General features: G+C 61.3%; 18 protein-coding genes and 3 pseudogenes. 14 read left to right on the top strand and 7 right to left on the bottom strand.

Features of this window, described 5'->3' with window-relative positions:
- Nucleotides 1–60 precede the first annotated feature (60 nt).
- On the top strand, nt 61–1704 hold the full coding sequence (gene tnpC / locus HN018_RS23830) for an IS66 family transposase (protein WP_171837086.1): 1644 nt from the start codon (nt 61–63) through the stop codon (nt 1702–1704).
- Nucleotides 1705–1834: 130 nt separating this feature from the next.
- Here tnpC (HN018_RS23830) and HN018_RS23825 read toward each other — a convergent pair whose 3' ends face one another.
- From HN018_RS23825 to tnpA, 6 genes and pseudogenes are all read right to left on the bottom strand, one after another.
- Nucleotides 1835–3175: a mechanosensitive ion channel family protein gene (locus tag HN018_RS23825; protein ID WP_171837833.1), complete on the bottom strand. Its 1341-nt coding sequence runs from the start codon at nt 3173–3175 to the stop codon at nt 1835–1837.
- Between the two features lie 420 nt (nt 3176–3595).
- Nucleotides 3596–3911 (bottom strand): annotated as a pseudogene (locus HN018_RS29565) (IS21 family transposase); the annotation flags it as partial.
- A 1277-nt stretch (nt 3912–5188) separates the two neighbouring features.
- On the bottom strand, nt 5189–5791 hold the full coding sequence (locus HN018_RS23815; RefSeq protein ID WP_172443555.1) for a UPF0149 family protein: 603 nt from the start codon (nt 5789–5791) through the stop codon (nt 5189–5191).
- Nucleotides 5788–7281: an IS66 family transposase gene (gene tnpC / locus HN018_RS23810; RefSeq protein WP_172443562.1), complete on the bottom strand. Its 1494-nt coding sequence runs from the start codon at nt 7279–7281 to the stop codon at nt 5788–5790. Before tnpC (HN018_RS23810) ends, HN018_RS23815 begins: the two co-directional genes overlap by 4 nt.
- A gap of 96 nt (nt 7282–7377) precedes the next feature.
- Nucleotides 7378–7743 (bottom strand): IS66 family insertion sequence element accessory protein TnpB, encoded by a 366-nt coding sequence (tnpB, locus tag HN018_RS23805; RefSeq protein ID WP_239479414.1) that lies wholly within the window; start codon nt 7741–7743, stop codon nt 7378–7380.
- 2 nt (nt 7744–7745) lie between these two features.
- On the bottom strand, nt 7746–8066 hold the full coding sequence (tnpA, locus tag HN018_RS29560) for an IS66-like element accessory protein TnpA (protein ID WP_408886818.1): 321 nt from the start codon (nt 8064–8066) through the stop codon (nt 7746–7748).
- A 202-nt stretch (nt 8067–8268) separates the two neighbouring features.
- Here tnpA and HN018_RS23795 point away from each other — a divergent pair.
- The 9 genes and pseudogenes from HN018_RS23795 to HN018_RS23755 form a co-directional block, all read left to right on the top strand.
- Nucleotides 8269–8412 (top strand): annotated as a pseudogene (locus HN018_RS23795) (transposase domain-containing protein); the annotation flags it as partial.
- 153 nt (nt 8413–8565) lie between these two features.
- Nucleotides 8566–9558, top strand: coding sequence for an IS481 family transposase (locus HN018_RS23790; RefSeq protein WP_172443544.1), 993 nt, complete (start codon nt 8566–8568; stop codon nt 9556–9558).
- 724 nt (nt 9559–10282) lie between these two features.
- Nucleotides 10283–10450 (top strand): hypothetical protein, encoded by a 168-nt coding sequence (locus tag HN018_RS23785; RefSeq protein WP_171837738.1) that lies wholly within the window; start codon nt 10283–10285, stop codon nt 10448–10450.
- 136 nt (nt 10451–10586) lie between these two features.
- Nucleotides 10587–10886: a hypothetical protein gene (locus HN018_RS23780; RefSeq protein WP_171837739.1), complete on the top strand. Its 300-nt coding sequence runs from the start codon at nt 10587–10589 to the stop codon at nt 10884–10886.
- A gap of 57 nt (nt 10887–10943) precedes the next feature.
- Nucleotides 10944–11258: a transposase gene (locus HN018_RS29555; RefSeq protein ID WP_408886834.1), complete on the top strand. Its 315-nt coding sequence runs from the start codon at nt 10944–10946 to the stop codon at nt 11256–11258.
- A 191-nt stretch (nt 11259–11449) separates the two neighbouring features.
- Nucleotides 11450–12805: an IS110 family RNA-guided transposase gene (locus HN018_RS23770; RefSeq protein ID WP_171837741.1), complete on the top strand. Its 1356-nt coding sequence runs from the start codon at nt 11450–11452 to the stop codon at nt 12803–12805.
- Nucleotides 12806–12821: 16 nt separating this feature from the next.
- A pseudogene (locus tag HN018_RS23765) lies at nt 12822–13709 on the top strand (IS3 family transposase); the annotation flags it as partial.
- 492 nt (nt 13710–14201) lie between these two features.
- A complete protein-coding gene (locus HN018_RS23760) occupies nt 14202–14444 on the top strand; it encodes an antitoxin (protein WP_171833821.1) in 243 nt (80 codons plus the stop codon).
- Nucleotides 14441–14833 carry a type II toxin-antitoxin system VapC family toxin gene (locus HN018_RS23755; RefSeq protein ID WP_171833822.1) on the top strand — a complete coding sequence of 131 codons (393 nt, stop codon included), beginning with the start codon at nt 14441–14443 and terminating at the stop codon, nt 14831–14833. The genes HN018_RS23760 and HN018_RS23755 overlap by 4 nt, the downstream gene beginning before the upstream one ends.
- A gap of 109 nt (nt 14834–14942) precedes the next feature.
- Here the strand turns inward: HN018_RS23755 and HN018_RS23750 are convergent, their stop codons facing one another.
- Nucleotides 14943–15854 carry a hypothetical protein gene (locus HN018_RS23750; RefSeq protein ID WP_171833823.1) on the bottom strand — a complete coding sequence of 304 codons (912 nt, stop codon included), beginning with the start codon at nt 15852–15854 and terminating at the stop codon, nt 14943–14945.
- 713 nt (nt 15855–16567) lie between these two features.
- On the opposite strand from HN018_RS23750, the gene HN018_RS23745 reads away from it, so the two are divergent.
- Genes HN018_RS23745 through HN018_RS23730 form a run of 4 tightly spaced genes read left to right on the top strand, consistent with a single transcriptional unit; the run spans nt 16568 to nt 21463 of the window.
- Complete coding sequence (locus HN018_RS23745) at nt 16568–17524, top strand: DUF3991 and toprim domain-containing protein (RefSeq protein ID WP_239479413.1); 957 nt, start codon at nt 16568–16570, stop codon at nt 17522–17524.
- Complete coding sequence (locus HN018_RS29265; RefSeq protein WP_338034033.1) at nt 17521–18456, top strand: hypothetical protein; 936 nt, start codon at nt 17521–17523, stop codon at nt 18454–18456. Before HN018_RS23745 ends, HN018_RS29265 begins: the two co-directional genes overlap by 4 nt.
- Nucleotides 18440–20524: an ATP-dependent helicase gene (locus tag HN018_RS23735; protein WP_171833824.1), complete on the top strand. Its 2085-nt coding sequence runs from the start codon at nt 18440–18442 to the stop codon at nt 20522–20524. The genes HN018_RS29265 and HN018_RS23735 overlap by 17 nt, the downstream gene beginning before the upstream one ends.
- A gap of 18 nt (nt 20525–20542) precedes the next feature.
- Nucleotides 20543–21463, top strand: coding sequence for a DNA/RNA non-specific endonuclease (locus HN018_RS23730; protein ID WP_239479385.1), 921 nt, complete (start codon nt 20543–20545; stop codon nt 21461–21463).
- The last annotated feature ends 2 nt before the right edge of the window (nt 21464–21465 follow it).

The raw sequence follows: 21465 nt of genomic DNA, 5'->3' as shown, positions 1-21465 counted from the left end.
TGGATCGGTAGCTGCCGAAAATAGTACCACGGCGGCTTGGTTCATGATTCAATCTTCGGCATGGACGCCGAGTTTGCCGCACCGCCGGATGAGGTCGAGCTGCTCAAGGCAGCGCTCCTGGCAGCACGTGCCGACGTCGCCCGGGTCATAGCCGAGGCCCAAGCCCAGCAATCCAGCGACCAGGCGTTGATCGCCCACCTCAAGCTGCAGATTGAGAAACTGAACCGTGACCGCTTCGGACCACGCTCGGAGCGCACCGCCCGCCTGCTGGAGCAGATGGAACTGCAGCTGGAAGAGCTGGAAGCATCGGCCACCGAGGACGAGCTGGCTGCCGAGGCCGCCGCGGCCAAGACTACAGCCGTCACCGGCTTTACCCGCAAGCGCCCGGCCCGGCGCCCGTTTCCCGAACACCTCCCTCGCGAGCGCGTCGTCATCGCAGGTCCGTCGGCCTGCGCCTGCTGCGGCGGCACACGCCTGTCCAGGCTGGGGGAGGACGTCACGGAGACCCTGGAGGTCGTCCCGCGCAGCTGGAAAGTCATCCAGCATGTGCGTGAGAAATTCTCCTGCCGCGATTGCGAGCGCATCAGTCAGCCCCCGGCGCCATTCCACGTGACGCCCCGCGGCTGGGCCGGACCGAACCTGCTGGCCATGATTCTGTTCGAGAAGTTCGGCCAGCATCAGCCGCTCAACCGTCAGGCAGAACGCTATGCCCGCGAGGGTGTGGAGGTCAGCCTGTCGACGCTGGCCGACCAGGTCGGTGCCTGCACAACCGTGCTGATGCCGCTGTTTGGGCGCTTGGCTGCTCATGTCATGGCGGCAGAACGGCTGCATGGCGATGACACCACGGTGCCGGTGCTGGCCCGCGGCAAGACCGACATCGCCCGTCTGTGGGTCTACGTGCGCGACGATCGGCCGTTCGGTGGTCTCGCTCCGCCGGGTGCTGTGTTCCACTACTCGCGCGATCGCGGCGGCGAACACCCGCAAGGCCATCTGGCAGCCTACACCGGCATCCTGCAGGCAGATGCTTATGGCGGCTATGGCAAGCTCTATGAACCGGGACGCAAACCCGGGCCGATCGTGGAAGCTGCCTGCTGGGCGCATGCGCGCCGGAAGTTTTTCGTGCTGGCCGACCTTGCGGGCAGCGCGCGCCGTGCGGCGCACGGCAAGGCCCCAGCGGTTCTGTCGCCAATCTGCCTGGAAGCCGTGCAACGCATCGACGCCCTGTTCGACATCGAACGCGACATCAACGGCCACAGTGCCGAGGAGCGCCGGGCGATCCGGCAGGCCTCGTCACTTCCCCTGGTGATGGACCTGCAGGACTGGTTGGGTCAGCAGCGGGCTAAGCTCGCGCGTGGCAACGACATCGCCAAAGCCATCGACTACATGCTGAAACGCTGGACGGCGTTTACCCGGTTTGCGGATGATGGACGGATCTGCCTCAGCAACAACGCGGCCGAACGCGCCCTGAGAGGCATCGCACTTGGGCGAAAATCCTGGCTGTTCTGTGGTTCGGATCGCGGCGGGCAGCGTGCCGCAATCATGTACAGCTTGATCGTCACGGCCAAGATGAACGACGTTGACCCGCAGGCTTGGCTGGCTGACGTGCTGGCCCGCATCGCGGAACATCCGGTGCAACGCCTCGATGATCTGCTGCCATGGCACTGGCTTAAATCAAATACCGCCGCGATCGGCCACGCTGCCTGATCAGACATGATGCCGCGGTGCTCAGCGGATGGTTACGACACAGGAAACATGTGCCCAAAGCACCGGGTGATCGTGCCAACCCAATTGATCCAAGCCTACTTCCAAACTTCAACAGTTTACTTGACAATTCCTAGAGAGATGCTTTTGCCAATGCCGCCGCAGATGCCTGGGCGAATGCCTTAGCCAGCGCTTCCGGGTCTCGTACGTTCAGGTCGCGCTGCGGGAACGGGAACTCGATGTTAGCGGCGTGGAACGCATCCCACACCCCAAGCAGCACGTCGCTGCGTACGTTCGCCGTTCCAGCGCGTGGGTCGGCGATCCAGAAGCGCAGCTCCAGATCCACCGAACTGTCCCCCAGGCCGACCAGCAAACAGATCGGCGCAGGCGCTTCGAGCACGCGCTCGACCTTGCTTAGCGCCTCAGTCGCCAAGCGGCGCGCGAGATGTACGTCGGCGCTGTAGGAGATACCGAATGCCACTTTCAGCCGCACCAAGTCGTTGGAATAGGTCCAATTTACCACCCGCTGGGTGATCAGGTCCTCGTTAGGAATCAAATGCTCGGTGCCGTCCCGGGTTACGACCGAGACGAAGCGCGCGTTCAGCCGGGTGATCCAGCCATAGGTGTCATCAAGCTGGATCACGTCGCCCGGCTTGATTGACCGGTCCAGCAGCAGGATCACGCCGCTAACCAAGTTCGACACTACCTTCTGCAGGCCGAAGCCGAGCCCAACGCCGATTGCGCCGGAGAACACGGCGAACGCGGTCAGATCGATGCCGACGGCGCCGAGGGCCGCCACCACCGCGAGGGTCAACAGCCCAGCCCGCAGCAGCTTCGAGGCCAGCACCTGCATTGCCGGGGTAATGTCCCGCGCATTGTTCAGCCGGTGCTCGACCAGGGTCGAGATCAGGTTTGCCAGCCAGATCAGCGCCACCAACAGCGCCGCACCCTTGAGCAGCAGAAGCACGCTGAGATGCAGTGTGCCGATCGGGAACGCCATCTCGCCCAGGAGACGCCCGGTCGGCGCAATCAGGCCCGCAATGTTCAGCGCCGCGACTACCCAAGCCGCGGCGGCGAACAGCCGCGCCATCGACGCGTTGCGCACCAGCGTGGTGCTCAGGCGGATCACGATCCAGGCCATCACCAGGCTGGATACCAGCCGCAGCAGGTGCGTCGGCATCCCCAGGTTCGCCAGCACAAGCTGCGCGAACCAGAGCAGCAGCAGGAATAGCATCCATGGTAGCGCCCGTCCCAACGCGTCGACCATGGGGCGCAGCGACAGCACCCGCATTCGGGCGGTCAGCTGTGTCGTAGTCCCGGCCACGCGCGGCGCCGCGAGACGTACCATCGCGGCGCCCAGGAGCGCCACCACGGTCTGCAGCAGCACATCCCATGCCAGCACGTAGCTCCGCAGCCAGGGCAAAGTCTCTGCGGTCAGAAGATCGAGATGGTGCAGGATAAAGGCGCTATTCATGCTGCCTTCGCGCGCGCCGCCCTTAAGTTATGGGCGCGGCCGCAGGGGGCGCCCGGACCGCAATCGGCTAATCGCATGGCTATGGTTGGTGGAAGAAGGTGGTTCCAACCTTGAAACCACCGATTGGATCGGGCTTTCGTCGCGCAAGCCCTTGTCCCAAGCGGCTCAGAAAATAGGTCCCGCCAAGTGGATGGAGGTAAGACGGATCGCGCGGATAACAGGCCAGCCATAGGATAGGCTATCCCTCGGCGTTAGCCACCGCAATACTCAGCGTGTCGCACCATACCATCCAGCGGCTAATCAACACGGAATGGCGGTCGCCGAACACATTATTTCCACTGCGACCCAGTAGATTAGCACTGTTGATATAATGGCTAAGCGTGTCATAGCGGCGCAAGCTAAGTCCAACCGCTGGTGTTATATATTATCCCCGGCCCGAAGCGTCTGGCGCATCGTCACCGACAACCATCCCTCCCGGCCCCGGTAGAGTTCGCAGAAACGCGAGTATCTATATCCATCCGGATGATGCGCGATATACTCGTCCCACAGGAGCGTCAGCGTCACATGCCTGCACTTGAGCTCGCGATGCACCGCCGCCCAGTCCGGATCGGCGTGCCGCCGCCACACGTCGTAGCGTCAGCGGCACAGTCGAGGCCGCCACTCCCACCCGAATCCCGATCTGGCGGGTCGAAACCCCAGCCTCGTTCAGCCTCACAATCTCGCGCACCTGGCGCATCGTCGTTCTCTCCGCCGGCATTGGCCGCTCCCCAAAAGAGCAACCCTAAACAGGCCAGCAGAGCCCCAGGACCTCGCCGACGAAGACCGCCAAGCCGAGCGACTTTAAATCGGAACGGTGGGCGACATCAAATCGGAATTGCGGGCGACATCAGCCCGGAATGGTGGGCGAGCATTTCCCGGAATGCTGGGCGACATGACCCCGGAATCCGCAAATCTGAGGCAGAGATGTCGGGGCACTTACCTCGGATCCAAAGCACGACTTGACCATCATGGCCAACTAACTGCTGAGCATAATCCAGAGCTTCAGGATCAGCGGCACACTTGATAGCAACGATACCGTGCAGGCGCCTCGCCTGATCTAAAAGGTAGATAGAGTAATGTCCCATTCCTGTCTTCTTTTTGATCCCGCAGCAGAATCAGACCCGCTTTTCTGCTAGCCTCCGTTCGGATTTTGGAACAATATGTTGCGATAACGGAACATTAGCACACTATCACAGGAACGTGAGTGAATTCGCGGCGATGGCAGCACGTGCAGTAGCGCGTTTGACGGCAGCCTAGGCCTTTTACCGACCCTTAACCCGCGCGACCAAGATCAGCCCAATCTCGACACCGAGCGCGCTCCTGAAGGTCCATGGCAGGACCGTACGGCTATCGTATCTTGAACTTAGATGCTGAGCCGGCACGACCGGGTGCGCGCTGAAACGGAAGCCGGCACCTCTTAGTGCTGCCACGCTCTTGGTGACGCTTGGATACCGGCCGCAGACCGGATGTCTCGGTGCGCCTAGGCCTGGTAGGATCTCCCAAACCGTTCCAGGGACGGCCGCGTCGATCTGGGCCAAAGCTGTATCGTTCAAGTCGGTCATGCATAGAGCTTAGCATCCGACGGTGCGTGCAGTGCCATCGTTCTGCAACCATAGCGGGACGGTCTGCTTAACCGCTACCAACGACGCTCCTGGTTTTGGAATCGGCGCAGCACCCTATCGATCTCGGCCCGGGATTGGGCCTCTGTTCTCGGCTGACCTGGGATTCCGCAGTCTGCCTCTTCTGCAGCATCACGCGCCGGCAGCGGCAGGGGTTTGGAAGCGGCCAAGAGAGGCGTCCACCCGACAGGCGCAGCCCGGTGCCTCACAACAGGCTGCTGCTTCGGCTGCCGCGCGACCGCCGCCTTGGTCGTCCGCTGGATCTCATGCCAAGCCCTCGCCATTCGCTTCGGCGTCGGTGGCTGACCATTCCCATCGTAACCGCTGCGAGAACACCACAAAGCAGGATACCGGATCAGCGGTCCTTGAGTCGCTTTGGCATCCAGTAGTTCCGGATTTGTGGGATCACCAGCGGAATGTCGTGGTAGGCATCTCGTAGGAAGTCCTTGGTCTCTGATCCTGCGCGAGCCGGACCCAGCATGGGACTGCCATGTTCATCGATGCAGTGGAGCAGGATCGGGAGCAGGAGGCCGTGCTCTGTGCGTTCCAAATCGCATAGGGTTTGCCACGCGTTGGGTCGCAGACGCATCGCCGAGAGAAACCCCATGCACCACGGGGCGGCGAGGACAGTGCCGTCATCCTTTTTCTTAAAGATCGGCGCATTCCTGTCCGGAGCCTGGGACAGTGTTTCACCGATCGTGTTGAACCTGTCGGCTATGGCCATCATGGCGGCGAGACTCTGGCCCGACGCAGAGCCAACAATTCCGTTGATCCCGAGCAGGTCGACGAACCACACGTCAGGCTGGATCGAGCACGGGCCGATAGCGATTGCCGTGAGGTATCCATCGAGCATGGAAACGCCGTCGACTTTCGGTGACGGCTCGAGCTGCCGCAGCCAGATATCGAGTGCCTCCAGGCGCATGGCCTTCGGCGCGGCTGGTTCGCGCTTCTGCTTCACGCGGCGGCCGTTCGGGTGGCCTGCGTCGCCTTCCAGACCCACGGCAACAATTCACGCACGGCGTTGTTCTTCGTCTGGCCGGAGACCATCCGGTCCAGCACGTCGGCCAGGTAGGCGTGTGGATCCAGATCGTGCAGCTTGGCGGTGTTGATCAACGACGCCAGCACCGCCCAGCTTTGGCCGCCGCTGGCCGCTCCAGCAAACAAGGCGTTTTTCCGCCCCAGGGCGATCGGCCTGATCGTCCTCTCGACGGTGTTGTTATCCACTTCAACCCGGCCATCTCTCAGGAACATCGTCAGCCCGTCCCAATGGCCAAGCGTGTAGCGGATGGCCCGCGCCAGCGGCGCCTTCACGGAGATCTCCGCCAGACGGTCCATCAGCCAAGGCTTGAGGATGTCGAACAATAGCCTGGTCTCCGCCTGTCGGATCGCCACTCGTTCGCGGGCGCTGGTGCCGCGGATGCGTGCCTCGATCGCATAGATGGCTGCAAACCGCGCGAGTGCTGCCGCCGCCACCGGCGACCCCGTTGCCTTGTGCACCTCGAAAAACCGTCGGCGCGCGTGCGCCAGGCAGAACGCCAGCGTGATGGCGCCACCGCTACGCTCAGGCCGTGCCAGCGCGGCATAGCCGCCATAGGCGTCAACCTGCAGCACCCCGTTGAACCCGAGCAGATGCTCGGCGACATGGCGGCCTTTGCGATCCTCGGCAAACAGATAGACCACGGCAGGCGGCGCCGGGCCCTGCCAGGGTCGATCGTCCGTGGCATATGACCAGAGCCGGGCGATCCGTGTCCGGGTCCGGTTGCGATCCAGCACCGGCAGCGGCGTATCGTCGCAGAACACCTTCGGCGCAGCGAGCACGGTGGCTACCAGCAGCTCGTGCAGCGGCTTGAGCCACCAGGCCGCGCGGCTCACCCAATGCACCAGCGTCGAGCGATCCAATTTGATGCCATGCCCGGCCAGCATCTGGGTCTGCCGATACAGTGGCAAATGCCAGGCAAACTTGGAGACCACGATGTGCGCCAGCAGGGCCGTGGTCGGCAGTCCGCCATCAAGTGGCCGTGGCGGTGCGCTGGCTTGCACGATGGCTCCGGCGCAAGCCCGGCAGCCGTAACGTGGCCTGCGGATCCTGCGGACGCGGATCAGCGCCGGGACGATATCGAGCATCTCGCTGATATCCTCGCCGATCAGGTGCAGCTTGCCCTGACAACATGGACACGCCGTGACCGTCGGCTCGATGACGATCTCGTCGCGGGGCAGATGAGCAGGCAGGTGGCCGATATTGCGTGTGGACCTGGGTCGTGTCGACTGATCCAGACGCCGCGGCTGGATCAGCTTTGGCAGCTCGACCAGGGCCGTGGAGAGATCACCCAGGCCCAGCAATAGCTGATCAGATACCGGTTCCAGCTTCTCTGACCGCGCACCATACAGCGCACGCTTGAGCGTCTCGACCAGCGCGCGCAGGCTGGTATTCTCCTCACGCAGTCCCATCACCAGCGCGATCAGCGCATCAGGTTCTCGTGTCGAGGTTTCAGCAGCGGGCACGCCTGCAGCGTACCAAACTTATACGCCATTTCGCGAGAACGATCATGCACCAGCTTGCAGATTTTCCATCGTCGCCGCTGGGCGCATGGCAGTTGCTGTCCAGTCCAACCCGGCGAACAGCATGCTGAGCTGACCCGTGCTCAAGGTGATGGATCCGTCACGAACCGGAGGCCAGGTGAAGTTTTTGGCCTCGAGGGGCTTGGTCACCAGACACAGGCCCGAGCCATCCCGGATCAGCAGCTTGATCCGGTCCGCACGCTTGGCCCGGAACACGAAAATATCGCCCGCAAACGGATCCATTGCCAGCGCCTGGGTCACCAGCACCGCCAGGCCGTCCATGCCCTTGCGGAAATCTACCGGTTTGGCAGCAACCACGATCCGCAACCCCGGACGGGTTGGAATGCCCAGGATCAACGGATGTGGCCGATGATGGTCAGGACCTGGCGTAACGCCTCGAGATCGACGGCGCCGCGGACCCGCACACGTGCTCGACCGATCTCGACCTCGATCCATCCTGGCGGATCGGACGGCGCCGAGGCCACCGACCTGATCGCTGATACAGGCGATACAGGTGCCGTGGGGTCGTCGCAGCGAACAGGAACGAACGTCGTCCCAACCTGCCCAGGCGATTGGCGCATGGCTTGCCGCCGCCACGTCTGCAGCAGTCCTCGGTTCAGATCGTGACGTCGTGCAACCTCCGAGACCTGCGCACCAGGCGTCAGGCTCTCCATCAGGATCTGAGCTTTCTCCGCCGCCGTTCAACGCCGACGGCGAACAGTGCCGGTAATGACCTCGATCCGACGATAGACATCTCCCTGATGCCTGCTCTGATCACTGCCTTGATGCCTGTCACTATCCAACGAACTGCCCGCCCTCATGCCAGGACAGTGTCACTCATCTCAATGTCATACCGCGAGGTGGGGTCCTCGCATCGGTTACGATCCAATGGCGTGGCTCACCGACGTGCTCGAGCGCATCGTCTCCGGCCGCACCAAGGCGCATGAGATGCACACGTTGCTGCCGTGGACCTGGGCCGAAGCGAACGCCAGCCTAGAAACTAGGCCGCTCGCAGCGTAGACGCCTCAAGCGTCAACCCAAAACCTACCTGTCAACGTCGCGACGCTTACGTGTTTGGTTGCGGAACATTGTTGGGATCCGGTAGGGTTGGCGATCCAGGACTATGCCTACAGGTTTAACCGCCTTGCCGCTGTAGCCGGACACAGGTGACGCATGCCGCAGATCCATCCGCAAGCCCGTACCACACCCGCCACCCGTATCGAGATCGCCCGATCCACGGAGCCGAGTAGCACTGTAGCCAGGCGCTACGGCATCAGCGCCGAAACGGTACGCAAGTGGCGCAAGCGAGGTGCCGCTGACTGCCTTGATCACTCAGCGCGCCCGCACCGACTTCCCTGGAAGGCGACTGATGAAGAGCGTGCAATCGTCTGCACCCTGCGACGTGAAACCAACTTTCCTCTGGATGACCTGACTTTCGCCGTCTGCCACTTCCTGCCACACCTCAATCGCGACAGTATCTGGCGTATCCTCAAGGCAGCCGGTCTCAATCGCAGACCTAAGCCCTCCTCCGAACAGCCCACCAAAGGCCAGGGAACGTTCCGTGAATACGACCTTGGCTTCGTGCATATCGACATCAAGCATCTGCCAAAGCTGCAGACAGCTAATGCCGAAAGACGCAAGCGGTATCTCTACGTGGCTATCGATCGATGCTCACGCTCGGTCCACCTTGCCGTCAAGGACGACGAAACCGAAAAGAGCGCCATTGCCTTCCTCCGCGAGGCGGCCGCTGCCTTTCCATTCCCGCTCACCCACGTGCTGACCGATAACGGCAGCTGCTTCACGCCGGCCTTCGCAAAGGTATGCGCAAGCCTGGGCGCGCACTATCGCCATACCAAGCCGCGAACCCCACAAACCAATGGCATGGTGGAGCGCTTCAACGGCCGCATTAGCAGCGAGGTATTGGGCATCAACATCTACTCGCATCGTGCTCTCGAGCAGGTTCTCCGCGGCTTCAACGTCGCCTACAACGCGCGCCGCCAGCGGGTCCTCGCTGCCAGAACACCAAACCAGGTCGTGCAGGAACGACTGGCTTCTATCTGTTCAACCGATCATCGCGAGGCAAACACCAGAGCAGGTCCATGCGACCTCACCAAGGCTCGACTGATCGTAGAAGCCGCCAAGGAGGTCTCACAACCAGACAGCTAGGGCTTCCCCTGACGCAGAAAATTTTACAATTATAGAACGGTGTAACGATTCGGATCTATCTTTGGCGCAATTTCGACTGGGCGAACAGGTCTGCTTCAAACGCGGGAAGCGTGCGATGACGTTCGGCGGGCTGATCGCGGGCACGGACATGGCTTATCTCACCTGGGGCAGAGGCGGCAATATCCAGGCAAAGCTAGCTTCGGAGGATGATCTCAAAGTCCTTGGTAGACCTCCGGTAAATAGGGTCAGCGGAGGTCAGCATCCCCCACGCCGGGGCGCAAATTAACAACTTGCTAAAGATCGTTCGGGCCTGTCTTAGAACTGGAGCTTTTCGGTCCACACCGGGTCAAACGCATCTGAGCGGCGCGAATTCCTCGCTGGATTTCTGCAAGAAGTATCAACTCTCTCGGTAACTTGGAATACTGGTCCCTCAATCGTTCCATAGACTTCTCGACAGCCGTCTCAGACTTATAAAGATAATCAGCAATCGATTGATTGTCGCGGCTCAAGCCGGAATCCCTTCAACTCCGATCAGGAGCTGCAAATTCGCCGGCGTCTGGCGTGGGTTGGGCACCGGAATGTTTCAGTTCTTAAATTAGCACAGTTGCGTGATCGCGTGCGTTTCCATTTGATCATGACCGCGTTATTTTACGTAATAACGTGGATGCTGTGATCGATAAGAGACTTTCGTTTGTGTTGCTTTAGCTCAAGAAAGCATAACGTGATGATCGATTATAATACCGCATTAGAGACGACACTCGAAGGCCGCTATCAAGCCGCTCATGATCAATTCGCAGATGCGGCAATGCATGGTGATCAAGTAGGAATGGACCAGGCACTGGCGGTAATTTCTGCGCTTTGCGAGGAGCTGCAACGTGATCCATCTGACTAAAGCAGGCCACTCATCGCGACAGTGGTCAAAGTTCCGGGGTTCTGGCTCAACCTGCAATTGAACTGCGACATGTCTAAGGCCCGAACCGAGGGAGGCAGCCTGATCGCTGTGAGGGCGCAGCACGAAGATATGGCGAGTGAGTGACAAGGCGCTGAAGGTGACGTCAGGCGCTCCACAAGACCTCCTGCTCCTCTCCGAGGTGCTGAAACGCTTTCGCGGCAAGGTTGGACGGACCAGACTGCTTGCCCACATCGTCCAGCACCCGACCTGCGGTGGCGGCCCAACGCACCGTCGCAATGGCCGCAAGCTCTTGTTCACCGAAGCTGACTACGCACGGGTGCTTGAGAGCTTCGTGCCAGTGCCGCGGGAACGCCGACTGGCGATCGCCGCCGCTCCGTCAAGCCAGGGTGCCTCTCGTCGGTTGGATGCATTGTGACCCTCCCCCGGTTTGGCGGACACCTCGTATAAGCTCCTAAGGGGGCGAGGTGTGATGATGACAAACAAGACGCGCCGTTCGTTCACGGACGACTTCAAACGGGAGGCGGTGTCGTTACTGGTATCGAGCGGACGGCCGCTCATCCAGGTTGCGGCCGGCTTGGGCATCCAGCCATCGATGCTGCGGAGCTGGCGGGGTCCAGCGGACGGTGTGGCGAGGCCATCGAGCGAATCCAGTCTGCCAGCTTCGAAGATGGTGCCATCTGCCGATCAGCTGGAGATCCGTCGCCTTCGCCGTGAGCTCGAGCACGCTCAGATGGAACGCGACATTTTAAAAAACTATCGCGGACCGGCGATCCGCCTGCGGGGGTAGAAACTGATGGTGCTATGATCCGCGGCGGAGGGGAGCGGCCGTAGGCTTTTTGGTGGCACTTTACCCCGTAAAAAAACGTGGTCCATGGACTGCTGCGCACTTGAGAGTGGTGACACCGTCATGGTGATCCCGATTAGGAAATTGATCTTCAGGCACAATCCAGCCTCTCCATCACCATAGGAGGATGCGCCTTGGCCCGAGCAAAACCTTCCCGATCCAAACGGGATATCAACCTTACTCATCCGGGGGCGGCGGCAATCGACATCGGCGCGACGATGCACGTGGCGGCTGTAGACCCAAACGATGACTCCGAACCTGTGCGGAGCTTTGGGACCTTTACCGGCGATCTGCAGCGATTGGCCGATTGGTTCAAGCAGTGCGGCGTTCGCACGGTGGCCATGGAGTCCACCGGCGTCTACTGGATCCCGGCTTTCGAACTACTGGACCAGCGCGGCTTTGACGTCGTTCTGGTCAATGCTCGAGATGCCAAGCATGTGCCAGGCCGCAAGACTGACATCAGCGACGCTCAATGGCTGCAGCGGTTGCATGCCTATGGTCTGCTCAGAGCAAGCTTTCGACCCCGAGGCGAAATCGCGACCCTACGCGCCTACCTGCGACTGCGCGAGCGACTGCTCGACAATACCGCTTCTCACATTCAGCACATGCAAAAAGCACTGACCCAGATGAACCTGCAGCTTCATCACGTGGTGACGGACATCACCGGTGTGACGGGCATGGCCATCATTCGGGCGATTATCGATGGCGAGCGTGATCCTGCGACGCTGGCAGCCCTGCGTGATCCACGCTGCCACTCCACCGTCGAGACCATCCGTCAGGCGTTGATCGGCAACGACCGGGAGGAGCACATCTTTGCCCTGACACAGGCTGTCGAGTTGTATGACTTCTACCAGACAAAAGTTGGCGACTGTGATGTGCGCATCCAGGCTGTGCTGGAGCGACTTCGCGAAGCTGCCCCTGCTCCGGCGGCACCGCTGCCTCCAGCACGACACAAGACCAAGCAACCCAATTCGTTGGCTTTCGATGTCCGGCCGTTGCTGCACGGATTGCTTGGCTGCGATCTGACACAGATCCATGGGCTTGGTCCTTCCCTGTCTCTCAAGCTGGTCGGCGAATGTGGGACGGATCTTTCGGCGTGGCCGGATGCCAAGCACTTCACCTCTTGGCTTTGTCTGGCGCCCAGCAACAAGATCTCCGGTGGTCGGATCCTGTCCAGCCGAACCAGGCGCTCCGGTAGCCGGGCCGCTGCACTTCTCCGGCTCGCGGCCACGACCGTCGGCCGAACAGAGACAGCATTGGGTGCGTTCTACCGCCGTTTGTCGGCCCGAGTGGGCAAGGCTAAGGCTGTCACTGCGACTGCCCGGAAAATTGCCGTTCTGTTCTACAATACTCTGCGTCATGGCATGGCGTATGCCGATCCGGGCGCCTCCTATTATGAGGATCGTTATAAGCGGCGGGTCCTGACTAATCTCGAGCGACGAGCCAAGTCGCTCGGCTATGTCCTGCAGGAGGCACCGGTGCCCAGTTGAGTGTTTCTTAGGAAGCCGCGGCCTACTTTGCGAGGGAGTTGTTGTGAAGTTCGGCTTCATCGCGAAACATCGAGGGATCTGGCCGGTGCGGTGGCTTTGCGAGGCGCTCGATGTCTCGCGCAGTGGGTTTCATGCCTGGCTCTCCCGATCGCCCAGTGCCCGGGCGCGCGGTGACGAGGTGCTCGGCGTCCAGATCAAGGCCAGCTTCGTCGGCAGTGACCGGACCTATGGCGCCCGGCGGGTCTGGCACGACGTGCTGGCCGAGGGAGCTGCATGCGGGCTGCACCGTGTCGAGCGGTTGATGCGTGAGCACGCCTTGCGGGCAAGGCCACGCCGCCGGGGTCTACCTTTGGACAAGGGCGCCCGGCACGAAGCGGCAGACAACGTGCTGGATCGTCAGTTCGAGGCCAGGGCGTCGAACCAGAAGTGGATCGCCGACTTCACCTATCTCTGGACAGCCGAGGGCTGGCTCTACGTAGCGGCCGTCATCGACCTGTTTTCACGCCGCGTGGTGGGCTGGTCGATGAGCGCGACCATGACCGCCCAGCTCGTCGCGGATGCGCTGATGATGGCGATCTGGCGCCGCGGCAAACCAAACGCGCTGCTCCACCACTCGGATCAGGGAAGCCAATATAGCAGTGAGCAGTTTCAGAAGCTGCTAGCGGATCACGGCGTCACATGCAGCATGAGCCGGTCGGGTAACGTCTGGGACAATGCAGCGATGGAAAGCTTCTTCTCCTCGCTGAAAACCGAGCGGACAGCTCGCAAAGTGTATCGCACCCGGGACCAGGCCCGGGCTGACGTGTTCGATTACATCGAGCGGTTCTACAACCCGCGCCGACGCCACTCGACCATCGGATATCTGAGCCCTATGGAGTTTGAGCGTATCAAAGCGTCAGCTTAAAATAGGTGTCCACAGAACCGGCAGCAGCTCAGTCCCTGTTTGAACGCTCCTAAAGTGCACACCATTAGGCAGCCTACGCGCTGAGGTGAGAAGCGGTACCCTAGACTTCGAAATATTGTTCGCGCTTCTAAAGATCACACCGCACCATCGGTTACTCCCGGGGATCGCATCTACCGACCGTGGCTTACATTGACGATCCGTTGTGATCTTTGGAAGCAAGTGAGCGAACTCACGGTCCTGCTGAGAAGATGGCGGCCTGACGACGTGGGACCACCTCACTCGAAGCTGGCACGTAATGCGTGGCTGGACCGTGGCGCAGGCCGCTAAAGAACCCGATGCAGCGGATCTTGGAGCTTCCTAGCAAGCTAAAGGGCTGCCAGAGCTGGACTCCAATTTGGGAGCTATAGCTCATTGAGATGGCGCTTCCCGAGGAAATGCTTTCCAAATACGCCCGAATGATATATACCTTTGGAATGTCTTTTGGAGGTGGCCGTGGAAACAGCAAAGGTCTTCTGGTCCGGTCGATCCCAGGCAGTGCGCCTGCCAAAAGCCTTCCGGCTGGAGCAGGACGAAGTACGTATCCGCCGTCATGGCTCCGCCGTCATCCTGGAGCCAATCCCAACGAATTGGGCTTGGCTCGATGCAATCGCAGGCTCTGTTGATCCAGACTTCGAGCACGCGGCTGGTGAAAAGATACCTGAACAGGAGCGGCCGGAGCTCGGATTTTTTGAATGAAGTATCTGCTTGACACCAATGCTGTGATCAGCCTGCTGAAGGCTCAGCCGATGTTATCGGGGCGCATACGAAAACATGCCCCGGCCGATTTCGGCCTTCCGGCAGTCGTGGCTCATGAATTGTTCTACGGGGCGTACAAGAGCCAGAAACGGGCAGCGAACCTCGCTGTGGTCGAGGCACTTCAGTTTGAAGTTTTAGAATTCGACAAGGAAGATGCCAGGCAGGCGGGAGCAATCCGGGCGGTCCTGACATCGGCGGGGAAGTCGATCGGCCCGTGTGACGTACTGATTGCAGGGCAGACCAGAGCACGCGGCCTGATTTTGATCACGCACAACACGTCTGAGTTCGCTCGCGTAGATGGGTTAAAAATTGAGGACTGGGAAATTTGAGTTCAACATCGGTTGGACGGACCAGCGCAGCCTCGAGCGCTCGTCATATCTGGGAACCTGGCCCGAGCGTGCTGAGTTTGACAAGACCGTCCTGCATTGCAGCATCCACTTATCCTCGCCCGGTAATTTGCCACCGACAATCTAGCCAAAAGTGCCTGTCGCGCTCGGTTTGGTTTTGATTAAGTGGATAATGGAAGTCGTGCCTGATTACCGGCGATTGCCCCGTCACAAGACTCATTTTGGTATGAGTGATTTCTTTTCTGTTCCGGTACTGTGTATCGGCATAACCCATAGTCTCGATAACCAATAGCGATTTGCCATCCTTTGGAACGCGGTCGGCTTCCAGCAGAAAGTCAGGAATGCAGGGCTCGTGCGGAGTATCGCTGTTGCTATCTGGTTCCATGACGCCGGTTCTGGCTGACATATCAAACAAGGGCTTTACGATAGAAAGCCCAATTCTCTTCTTATGGAACAGCCAAGTTCGCAGCTGAACCAACACCTGGAACGTTTGACGTTCCAGGTTGCTATCCACCGGCATCAAATGCCCTGCCGAGATACAAGGGTGGAGATAGGCCTTCAGCACCTCGACCGAGCTTCCCCGAGCCGGACAACCAATCACGCAAATCGCCAGATAGGGCGACCGGGCGCGGCGATCTTCGACGCTTTGGCGGCTGTGTCCCTCACGTTCGCCGAAGATGGCAATCTCACCACGCACTGCGACGGGATCTCCCCGCGACGGCTGCAGTAATCCGGCTGAGGCATCTCCCACCACTGCAATCAAAATCCCATGCGGACGCCCTGTTTTAGGGAAACGACCGGGTGGGATCTGGCCGATACGAAGCATGAACTCAGGCAGCGCGGGAAGATACGTGCAGACGCATTTCGATAGCGGCACGCCTTCATCAAGCTCGATCCCCCCCGTCGCAGCCCGTAGAGCTTTGTACTGGTCACTGATCGGAGCGACCACGCCGGAGGCTGCTACTCGATTTAAGCCTGCGGTCTCGATCAACTGCATCAGCAAGGTTGCCAGTGCTCCTCGCCGGCGCCCGTAGCTGCGCGGCTGTAGGCATGGCGCGCGCTCACCATCATCTCCACCCAAGCTGGCTAGGAGTGAAACGGCCTTGCCCTCGGGCAATCGAATGTAACTGCGCGTGATGGCACGTTGCTGAGCCGCATCCCGGTGAAACACGCAATCGGCGTCGTGCGCCGGCCAGGGATGTTCATAGTGGCGGCGGATATGGGCCTCCGAGACCGGAACCAAGGCGGGGGGAGTACGTCGGGGCCCAGACAATCGCACAGGAACCAGCATCCTGTGCCAGCACGCTGATGGCGCCGGATCACGGCAGCTCCGGCCGCCCGATCCTCGGGCTCTGCGTGGCGCCCAAATGCGCGACGTAGCGCCTGGTCCTCCGGCACCGATAGCTCCCGCACAACCTCCACAGTACCGCGTCGGCTCATCTTCAGCACAGTCGTCTCCCATTGCTTTGCTGAAGCCTTGCTTGGTTCGGCGCGAACGAAAATAGCAGCCGAAGGCACGGATTTAGAGGTGCCGTTCGCCCCAAGCCACCTGAGGCTAGAGCCAGGATCGGCAAATATGGGGATGAGAATGCCGCTATCGCTTGCGCCTTGGCCGCCACAAGGGTGCGTCGCCAGTGCTCCCGCCTGCTGCGCAGGCGCCCTTGTCCCGTCCGCGGCACGCGATCGTCGGATCGTATTCAAAGGACAGGAGTGCGGATGATGAACGGTCATGATGGCGAGCTGGAGCAGATGAGGGCAGGGGTCAGTTGTGCCGTGTTGCTGGAACGGCATCCGCCACCCTGGCAATTGGACAAGAAGGAGAGCACCCGCCACTGCCTGAAATACCGCAGGGCGGCCGGCGAGATCCTGCTGGTCACCCATGAGGGACGGGGCTGGTGGGACCCAGGCAGCACCGCGAAGGGCGATGTCTTCGGCCTGGTGCAGTATCTCAATCCCGGCCTGAACTTCGGCGAGGTGCGCAAGCTGCTGCGCCCGTTTGTTGGTTTGAGTCCATCCTACCCAGTGCACGAAGCTCGTTCGGCACCACCACGACCGGTCGTGCCGTTTGATGTGAAGTGGAACAGCCGACGCCGGCCCGCGCGGGGATCGCCGACCTGGCGCTACTTGACGGAGCAGCGTCGCTTGCCGACGCCCACGATTCTTGCCGCTGTTTATGCCGGGGTTCTCCGCGAGGGCCCCTACGCCAGCGCCTGGTTTGCTCACCATGACCACGACGGCGGACTGACCGGGATCGAAATGCGCGGCCCTGAGTACCGTGGCTTCAGCCCGGGCGGCGAGAAGACCTTGTTCCGGTTGCCAGGGAAACTCCCCAACAGCAGCGTTCCGATGCGCCGTCTGGTGGTGGCCGAGGCGCCGATCGACGCCATGAGCATCGCGACCGTCGAGCGCTTGCGTGCTGACACGCTCTATCTTGCGACGGCAGGTGGCATGGGTCCGGCAACGCTGACAGCCCTCGAGCTGCAGCTTCGAGAGCTTTCAGAACGACCGGGAGGTGTCCTGGTCGCCGCGACCGACAATGACCGGGCCGGGGACGGCTACGCCGCCCGGCTGATCGAGATGGCGCAAGCGGCGGGGGTTGGCTCTGAACGCTTGCTGCCACTGCACGGACTGAAGGACTGGAACGACGTGCTCAAGCAGGGGAGGTCTTCATGAGGCCCGATCGCGCCTGGGTGCTGTTGGGCTCCGGCCGCCGTTTGAATCTTGTCGACCCACAGCCGGACGACTGGCAGGACATGGACCTGGCGGTCGGCCTGTCCCGCACCTACCGCTGGGGTGGTCACTCACACTGGGACCTGCCGCTGTCCGTGGCCCAGCACAGCTTGCTGGTGTTGGTGCTACGCCAGCAGATGCAGCCGCATCAGCCGCTGACACCGGGCGAGGCACTGCGCGAGCTGCTGCACGATGCGGATGAAGGGCTGCTCGGCTTCGACCCAATCTCACCGCTCAAGCCGCACCTGGGCGATGACTTTGCCGCCCTGACCCAGCGCCTGCAGCACGCCATCGCGGTTCGCTACCGGCTGCCCGACTGGTCGCATGAGGACTACCTCCTGCATAAGCGCGCCGATCATCTGGCCGCCGCCTCCGAGGCTTTGCACGTGGCCGGCTGGGCACGCGACGCCGTGCACGAAATGCTCGGCATTCACATGAGCCCGGTGATGACGGATCCGATGCCGTGCCTCGAGGGGTGCCTGCCGTGGCAGCCATGGGCGCCGCGCCGCGCGGCCGCCGTGTTCCTGGCCAAACTGCGGGAGCTTGTCGGAGCCGACAGCCTGGAAGCTCCCGCTGACCTGACGGCGGCGATCGAGCGCGAGGCGACTTTGGCCCGCCTTGGAGCAGCCTTCTCCCGGCTGCCGCCAGCCAAGCAGCGCCGCTGTGCGTGTCCGGTAACCGGTAATGGCCTGACCGACACATTCGTCTCTGTCGAGACCGAGGATATCTCGCAGCAGCACATCGAAGGCGTGATCGTCGGCGGTGACCGTGATGACGACGGCCAGTGGGTGCTCGACGGCCAGTTCACTGTTTTCACGACCGATGAGGAATTGATCCGCGTATCGGGCTGGGGGTGTCATGTCGAAATTCAATGAGATGAACGGTTTGACCGTGCACACTGCCGACCCATCGGCTCGAGCCGAGCGGATGGCGGCGATCCTGGACGGGCTCACGCCCACCCAGGCAGAAGCGGCGATGCTGCAGGGTGCGGTGCTGGTGCTGGCTGGCGCAGGCACGGGGAAGACACGAACCCTGACCGCGGGTGTGGCGTCGCGCATCGCCCTGCGCGGAGTACCGCCGGCGCGCATCCTGGCGGTGACGTTCACCAACAAGGCCGCCAAGGAGATGGCTGACCGGATCCGCGGCATGCTGGTGGGAGAAAGCGTCCCGTCATGGGTTGGAACATTCCATGGCCTTGGCGCCCGTCAGCTGCGCATCGAGCCCGAGGTGGCCGCATTGCGGCCAGGCTTCGATATCCTCGACGCCGACGACAGCAAGCGCCTGGTCAAGCGCACCTTGAAGGCGATGAACGTGTCGCCCGAAGATGCAGGCGACGGCAGTGATCCGTTGAAGCAGCTTTGCAATCGGATCGGTAAGTTCAAGGACAATCTCATCACGCCAGATGAGGCGCCTGCGCGCGTCGAGGCGATGATCGCTCAGGCCAAGGCGACCCACGGTACGATCGACCCGATCGGTATGCGTTTGGCAGCGCGCATCTACATCGAGTATCAGCGCCGCTTGCGCGAGGCCAACGCCGCCGACTTCGGCGATCTCCTGCTATGGCCGACCAAAACCATGCAGCGCGACGAGGCTTATCGACGCCGGTGGGCCGACCGGTTCGATTGCATCCTGGCCGACGAATATCAGGACGTTTGCTATGTTCAGTACGCCTGGTTGCGGCTGCTGGCCGCCGATCATGGAGAGATCTTCGTTGTCGGCGACGATGACCAGAGCGTTTATTCCTTCCGCGGCGCGGACATCACGTTCATCCGGCGCTTCGAACATGATTTTCCATCATCGCGTCAGGTGCGCTTGGAAGACAACTTCCGCTCTACCGGCCATATCCTTGCTGCCGCCAATGCCGTGATTGCGCAGGACAAGAAACGGCTCGGCAAGACCTTGCGCACGACCAAAGCTGTTGGCGAACCGATCGAGGTGGTTGGTTTCCACAACGCCGAAGGCGAGGCGGCCGGCATCGCGGCCGAGATCCGACGCCGTGGGAGTGCTGGGGTCTCCTGGGATCAGATCGCCGTGCTGTATCGCTCCAACCATATGTCGCGCGGTATCGAAGAGGCCCTCATGCGTAGCCGGGTGCCCTACGTCATTGTCGGCGATGTCGGCTTTTATCAACGTGCCGAAATCAAGGACGCCTTGGCCTTGCTACGCCTTGCCGCCCGCCCCGATGATTTTCAATCGGACGAGGCATTCCGACGCGTCTGCAACACACCGCCGCGCGGGATCGGCCCGAAGGCGCTTGAGGAAATCCATCTGGAAGCCGCGTTCCGCGGGGTGTCCCTGCTGCAGTCAGTCGAGACCGCCAAACTACCGCCCAAAGCAAGAGTGGCCATCCTGAGCTTTGTCGATGCGATCCGTTCGGTCGGCCGCAACGACACCGGCACATTGGCAGACCAAATCTCTCTGCTGCTCGACCGCACTGGATATCGCGAGATGCTCCGTGCCAGCCGGGCCGAAGAGACCGAAGATCGCATGGAAAACCTGCAGGAACTGGTCACCCTGGCAGGAAGCTTTCACAATGCGGCCGACCTGCTGGATCATGCCGCCCTGGCAAGCGCTGCACCCGGCGAGGCGACCGAGGGCCGTGTGCAACTCATGACGCTGCACAAAGGCAAGGGGTTGGAGTTTCCGCACGTGTTCCTGCCGGGATGGGACGCCTCGACGTTTCCCAGCACGTACGGCGACCATGACGAGGAAAGACGGCTTGCGTACGTGGCACTGACGCGGGGCATGCAGCGCGTCAGCATCACGCATGTCGAATATCGCCGCGGCTTCACCAGGCCGTCATGCTTCATCGACGACATTCCGGCGGCAAACCGGGTCATGGGCTGGCTGCATAGCCAAAGCATGAAGTCGCCCCGTCCGGTTGGCATTTCATCCAGGGCGTTCGCTGAACTGGACACTCTGGAACTGTTGCGCCGTTTCTAAGTCGAGTGACCGTCAATCATGAATTGTGAGCAGATCAATCTTGGAAATAACCCATACCAGACCATCGTTACATCTGCGCGGGACCGTTTGCGCATGAAAACCCTTATTTTCTTGCCGTTCGCCCTTCTGGCTTACCTGAACCCGGTTGCCGCTATGGCCCAGGACGCCAGCTGCGCGCTTTCGTTTCTAGGCGGGCAAGCTCCGGCGCTTACCAACTCAAAACTTGAGCAGCGGACGACGATGCTGTGCAACGATGCTTATGCCGTGCTGGCGTCGGGCGTTACTCACGGCCCACTCTGGTCGGCGGAGCACCTGACCCGAGCTTCGCTCGAACAGGCCCGCCAGATGCGTCGTCGGGGTGAGTTTCATACGGAAGACCGGCTGCCCCCGGGCGACCAGGCGCAACTTGCCGATTATCGTCGAAGCGGATTCGACCGCGGGCATATGACACCATCTGGGGATGCGCCGGATGAGATGGCGCAGCAGCAAACTTTCTCCCTCGCCAATGTCGTGCCGCAGACGGCCGAGCTTAATCGTGGCGTGTGGGAGGGCGTGGAGACCGCCGTTCGTGATCTCGCCGGCAGGGACGGTGAACTCTACGTGGTGACAGGCCCGGCCTTCTATGGCGAGCAACTTCAATCGATCGGCCCTGGGGGCGTCCTCGTGCCCAGTTCGACGTGGAAGGCGATCTACGATCCGCGGATTGGAGAAGCAGGCGTTTATGTATGCAAGAACACCAAAACCCCGACCTGCGACGCGGTTTCAGTTGCGGTCTTGATCCAGGCGGTCCACGTCGACCCATTTCCGGCTCTCTCTGACAGCGTCAAGCAGGTGACCATGACGCTGCCGCCGCCTGAGGACAGCCCGTATGCCCCCAAAGGTCGCACGCGTTACCGCCGCCAGGAACGCAGCTTTCTCCAGCAATTACTGAATCCATAGGA

Source organism: Lichenicola cladoniae, from assembly GCF_013201075.1.
Taxonomy (GTDB): Bacteria; Pseudomonadota; Alphaproteobacteria; order Acetobacterales; family Acetobacteraceae; genus Lichenicola; species Lichenicola cladoniae.
The sequence above is the reverse complement of the archived record's forward strand: the minus strand, read 5'-3'. Positions and strand labels throughout refer to the sequence as shown.